Source organism: Undibacterium sp. Ji42W (assembly GCF_049340405.1).
GTDB lineage: Bacteria > Pseudomonadota > Gammaproteobacteria > Burkholderiales > Burkholderiaceae_D > Undibacterium.
Genome location: NZ_JBMPOV010000029.1, coordinates 1 through 5830, shown reverse-complemented (window position 1 = coordinate 5830; position 5830 = coordinate 1). Strand labels below are relative to the sequence as shown.

The window sequence follows — 5830 nt, the reverse complement described above, 5'->3', positions numbered from 1 at the left end:
AAAGCAAAACCCCCGCTTAACTGAATAAGCGGGGGGATGCGGAATAAAAGCCTGACGATAACCTACTTTCACACTGGTTGCAGCACTATCATTGGCGCGTAATCGTTTCACGGTCCTGTTCGGGATGGGAAGGGGTGGTACCGATTAGCTATGGTCATCAGGCATAACTTGTTGATTGATTGAAGGCTGCGTTACTTTGCGGCCCGCAAAAAATCCAATTCAGAAGAAGCTTAGTAGAATGTGCGTCAGAGGTGAGTCTTCGCACTAATCAAGATTTGTTTTGTTACCTCAAGCGAGACCATCGCTTGAGGTAGTGGTTGTGACTGCTGTCGAACTACCTTGCTGTTTCCACAGCTGGCACATTTCGCAAACACTTCACAATACTTGTCGTAGCCTGTAACCTGCTAAGGTTATAGGGACAAGCCTTACGGGCAATTAGTACTGGTTAGCTTAATGCATTACTGCACTTCCACACCCAGCCTATCAACGTCCTGGTCTCGAACGACCCTTTAAAGAGATCAAGTCTCTGGGAAGTCTCATCTTAAGGCGAGTTTCCCGCTTAGATGCTTTCAGCGGTTATCTCTTCCGAACATAGCTACTCGGCAATGCCACTGGCGTGACAACCGATACACCAGAGGTTCGTCCACTCCGGTCCTCTCGTACTAGGAGCAGCCCCCTTCAAACTTCCAACGCCCACGGCAGATAGGGACCAAACTGTCTCACGACGTTTTAAACCCAGCTCACGTACCACTTTAAATGGCGAACAGCCATACCCTTGGGACCGGCTACAGCCCCAGGATGTGATGAGCCGACATCGAGGTGCCAAACTCCCCCGTCGATATGAACTCTTGGGAGGAATCAGCCTGTTATCCCCAGAGTACCTTTTATCCGTTGAGCGATGGCCCTTCCATACAGAACCACCGGATCACTATGTCCTACTTTCGTACCTGCTCGACTTGTCAGTCTCGCAGTTAAGCACGCTTATGCCATTGCACTATTAGCACGATGTCCGACCGTACCTAGCGTACCTTCGAACTCCTCCGTTACACTTTGGGAGGAGACCGCCCCAGTCAAACTGCCTACCATGCACTGTCCCCGACCCGGATAACGGGCCAAGGTTAGAACCTCAAATAAACCAGGGTGGTATTTCAAGGATGGCTCCACGCAAACTGGCGTCCACGCTTCAAAGCCTCCCACCTATCCTACACAGATCGATTCAAAGTCCAATGCAAAGCTACAGTAAAGGTTCATGGGGTCTTTCCGTCTAGCCGCGGGTAGATTGCATCATCACAAACATTTCAACTTCGCTGAGTCTCGGGAGGAGACAGTGTGGCCATCGTTACGCCATTCGTGCAGGTCGGAACTTACCCGACAAGGAATTTCGCTACCTTAGGACCGTTATAGTTACGGCCGCCGTTTACTGGGACTTCAATCAAGAGCTTGCACCCCATCATTTAATCTTCCAGCACCGGGCAGGCGTCACACCCTATACGTCCACTTTCGTGTTTGCAGAGTGCTGTGTTTTTATTAAACAGTCGCAGCCACCAGTTTATTGCAACCCCTTCACCCTTCTGCCGCAGGGCAGTCAAGCTACAAGGGCGTACCTTATCCCGAAGTTACGGTACCAATTTGCCGAGTTCCTTCTCCCGAGTTCTCTCAAGCGCCTTAGAATACTCATCTCGCCCACCTGTGTCGGTTTGCGGTACGGTCTCGTATGACTGAAGCTTAGAGGCTTTTCTTGGAACCACTTCCGATTGCTTCACGAATAAATTCGCTCGTCCCAGTCCCTTGAATTACGCTGCCGGATTTGCCTAACAGCCTTCTTTGAACCAGAAACCGACTATTCCAACAGTCGGACAACCTTCCGCGATCCGTCCCCCCATCGCATCATACGACGGTGCAGGAATATTAACCTGCTTCCCATCAGCTACGCATCTCTGCCTCGCCTTAGGGGCCGACTCACCCTGCTCCGATGAACGTTGAACAGGAAACCTTGGGCTTACGGCGTGGAGGCTTTTCACCCCCATTATCGCTACTCATGTCAGCATTCGCACTTCTGATACCTCCAGCATCCTTTACAAGACACCTTCGCAGGCTTACAGAACGCTCTCCTACCATATCCATAAATGGATATCCGCAGCTTCGGTGTATAGCTTAGCCCCGTTACATCTTCCGCGCAGGACGACTCGATCAGTGAGCTATTACGCTTTCTTTAAAGGGTGGCTGCTTCTAAGCCAACCTCCTGACTGTTTTAGCCTTCCCACTTCGTTTTCCACTTAGCTATACTTTGGGACCTTAGCTGGCGGTCTGGGTTGTTTCCCTCTTGACACCGGACGTTAGCACCCGATGTCTGTCTCCCTTGCTCGCACTCGTCGGTATTCGGAGTTTGCAATGGTTTGGTAAGTCGCGATGACCCCCTAGCCATAACAGTGCTCTACCCCCGACGGTGATACAAGAGGCACTACCTAAATAGTTTTCGGAGAGAACCAGCTATTTCCAAGTTTGTTTAGCCTTTCACCCCTACCCACAGCTCATCCCCTAATTTTTCAACATTAGTGGGTTCGGTCCTCCAGTGCGTGTTACCGCACCTTCAACCTGGCCATGAGTAGATCACTTGGTTTCGGGTCTACACCCAGCGACTGATTCGCCCTATTCGGACTCGATTTCTCTACGGCTTCCCTATGCGGTTAACCTTGCCACTGAATGTAAGTCGCTGACCCATTATACAAAAGGTACGCAGTCACGGAACAAGTCCGCTCCTACTGTTTGTATGCACACGGTTTCAGGATCTATTTCACTCCCCTCCCGGGGTTCTTTTCGCCTTTCCCTCACGGTACTGGTTCACTATCGGTCGATATCGAGTATTTAGCCTTGGAGGATGGTCCCCCCATGTTCAGACAGGATTTCTCGTGTCCCGCCCTACTTGTCGCAAACTTAGTTCCACACCGATGATTTCATATACGGGGCTATCACCCTCTATGGCCGGACTTTCCATTCCGTTTTATTATCAAAGATGCTAAATCTTGCAGGCTCTTCCCATTTCGCTCGCCACTACTTTGGGAATCTCGGTTGATTTCTTTTCCTGTAGCTACTTAGATGTTTCAGTTCGCCACGTTCGCTTTGCATACCTATGTATTCAGTATGCAATGACCTTACGGCCGGGTTTCCCCATTCGGAAATCTGCGGATCAATGTGTGTTTGCTCACTCCCCGCAGCTTATCGCAAGCTACTACGTCCTTCATCGCCTGATATCGCCAAGGCATCCACCATGTGCACTTAGTCACTTGTCCCTATAACTTTAACTCCTGGTGTCTGCTGCCGAATTGCTTCAACATCAGGTTCATCACCAAGAACCGGTTATAGTTCTTTACTACTTATGAGTATTACTTTAGCGTTTGCCGTATCTCAAGGAATTTGATTTTTTCTAAAACTTGTCTTTCGACAGCTTTTCAAACTCTTTTTAATACTATGTTTGTTCGATACAATCACAACCCTTCCATAATTTCCATCAGTAACTGTCGTCACTGACTTCTCTTTACAGAAATAATTTTGATTATTTCTACTTTACTTCTTCTAAATTGTTAAAGAACGAGAACTACTTATTACTATGTCTTTCGCTTTGAAAGTACAAACCTAAATCTCACTGTCTTCTTATGTAGCTTTATTGCTCTACATGACACTGACTTACGTTTGCACTGTCGAGATCTTGTGGTGGGTCTGGTTGGGCTCGAACCAACGACCCCCGCGTTATCAACACGGTGCTCTAACCAACTGAGCTACAGACCCGATTCCTAAACTTCTACCAGAATCTTGGTGGAGGATGACGGGATCGAACCGACGACCCCCTGCTTGCAAAGCAGGTGCTCTCCCAGCTGAGCTAATCCCCCTTTCGGGAACATGATCTCTTACCTGTGTTCTCTATTCATCATTAACAGTCAATAAGTGTGGACACTTCACTACGCGCTACTCTAGAAAGGAGGTGATCCAGCCGCACCTTCCGATACGGCTACCTTGTTACGACTTCACCCCAGTCACGAACCCTGCCGTGGTAATCGCCCTCCTTGCGGTTAAGCTAACTACTTCTGGCAGAACCCGCTCCCATGGTGTGACGGGCGGTGTGTACAAGACCCGGGAACGTATTCACCGCGACATGCTGATCCGCGATTACTAGCGATTCCAACTTCATGTAGTCGAGTTGCAGACTACAATCCGGACTACGATACACTTTCTGGGATTAGCTCCCCCTCGCGGGTTGGCGGCCCTCTGTATGTACCATTGTATGACGTGTGAAGCCCTACCCATAAGGGCCATGAGGACTTGACGTCATCCCCACCTTCCTCCGGTTTGTCACCGGCAGTCTCATTAGAGTGCCCTTTCGTAGCAACTAATGACAAGGGTTGCGCTCGTTGCGGGACTTAACCCAACATCTCACGACACGAGCTGACGACAGCCATGCAGCACCTGTGTAAAGGTTCTCTTTCGAGCACTCCCAAATCTCTTCGGGATTCCTTCCATGTCAAGGGTAGGTAAGGTTTTTCGCGTTGCATCGAATTAATCCACATCATCCACCGCTTGTGCGGGTCCCCGTCAATTCCTTTGAGTTTTAATCTTGCGACCGTACTCCCCAGGCGGTCTACTTCACGCGTTAGCTGCGTTACCAAGTCAATTAAGACCCGACAACTAGTAGACATCGTTTAGGGCGTGGACTACCAGGGTATCTAATCCTGTTTGCTCCCCACGCTTTCGTGCATGAGCGTCAGTGTTATCCCAGGGGGCTGCCTTCGCCATCGGTATTCCTCCACATATCTACGCATTTCACTGCTACACGTGGAATTCTACCCCCCTCTGACACACTCTAGCCTTACAGTCTCCAATGCAGTTCCCAGGTTGAGCCCGGGGATTTCACATCAGACTTATAAAACCGCCTGCGCACGCTTTACGCCCAGTAATTCCGATTAACGCTTGCACCCTACGTATTACCGCGGCTGCTGGCACGTAGTTAGCCGGTGCTTATTCTTCAGGTACCGTCATTAGCATTCCGTATTAGGAAACACCGTTTCTTCCCTGACAAAAGAGCTTTACAACCCGAAGGCCTTCTTCACTCACGCGGCATTGCTGGATCAGGGTTGCCCCCATTGTCCAAAATTCCCCACTGCTGCCTCCCGTAGGAGTCTGGACCGTGTCTCAGTTCCAGTGTGGCTGGTCGTTCTCTCAAACCAGCTACTGATCGTCGCCTTGGTAGGCTTTTACCCTACCAACTAGCTAATCAGATATCGGCCACTCCATGAGCATGAGGTCTTGCGATCCCCCACTTTCATCCTCAGATCGTATGCGGTATTAGCGTAACTTTCGCTACGTTATCCCCCACTCTAGGGTATGTTCCGATATATTACTCACCCGTTCGCCACTCGCCGCCAGGTTGCCCCGCGCTGCCGTTCGACTTGCATGTGTAAGGCATGCCGCCAGCGTTCAATCTGAGCCAGGATCAAACTCTTCAGTTTAATCTCTGTTTTGTGTTCATTTCTGAACTCCGTCCTTGCGGACAGTGTCGCTCACTCAAAATACTGACAGTTCAATGACTTATTACTAAATCATCGTCTTGCTTTATTTCTTGTGAACACTTGCTATATTATTTAAGCATTTCCAACTAACCTAAGTTAGCTGGTGCGCTTCGCAAAGTGCCCACATTTATTGACTGTTAATTGTTAAAGAACCAAAATCTTTTCTGCCTCACCAGACTACTTATTCATCCAGTTTTGCGTCGCAGCGTTGTGTGCGTCAGCAGCAGAGAAACGAGATTATGAAGCACTTTATTACCGCTGTCAACACC

General features: G+C 49.4%; 2 tRNA genes and 3 rRNA genes. All 5 read right to left on the bottom strand.

Annotated elements, in window-relative coordinates:
• Positions 1-49: 49 nt before the first annotated feature.
• The 5 genes from rrf to ACO0LG_RS29390 all read right to left on the bottom strand — a co-directional run bounded on the left by rrf (position 50) and on the right by ACO0LG_RS29390 (position 5501).
• A 5S ribosomal RNA gene (rrf, locus tag ACO0LG_RS29410) occupies positions 50-162 on the bottom strand.
• Positions 163-414: 252 nt separating this feature from the next.
• Positions 415-3290: ribosomal RNA gene (locus ACO0LG_RS29405) — 23S ribosomal RNA — on the bottom strand.
• A gap of 419 nt (positions 3291-3709) precedes the next feature.
• Positions 3710-3786, bottom strand: a tRNA-Ile gene (locus ACO0LG_RS29400).
• Between the two features lie 25 nt (positions 3787-3811).
• A tRNA-Ala gene (locus ACO0LG_RS29395) sits at positions 3812-3887 on the bottom strand.
• Between the two features lie 85 nt (positions 3888-3972).
• A 16S ribosomal RNA gene (locus ACO0LG_RS29390) occupies positions 3973-5501 on the bottom strand.
• The 16S, 23S and 5S rRNA genes sit together here with 2 tRNA genes alongside, the layout of an rRNA operon.
• Between the last annotated feature and the right edge of the window lie 329 nt (positions 5502-5830).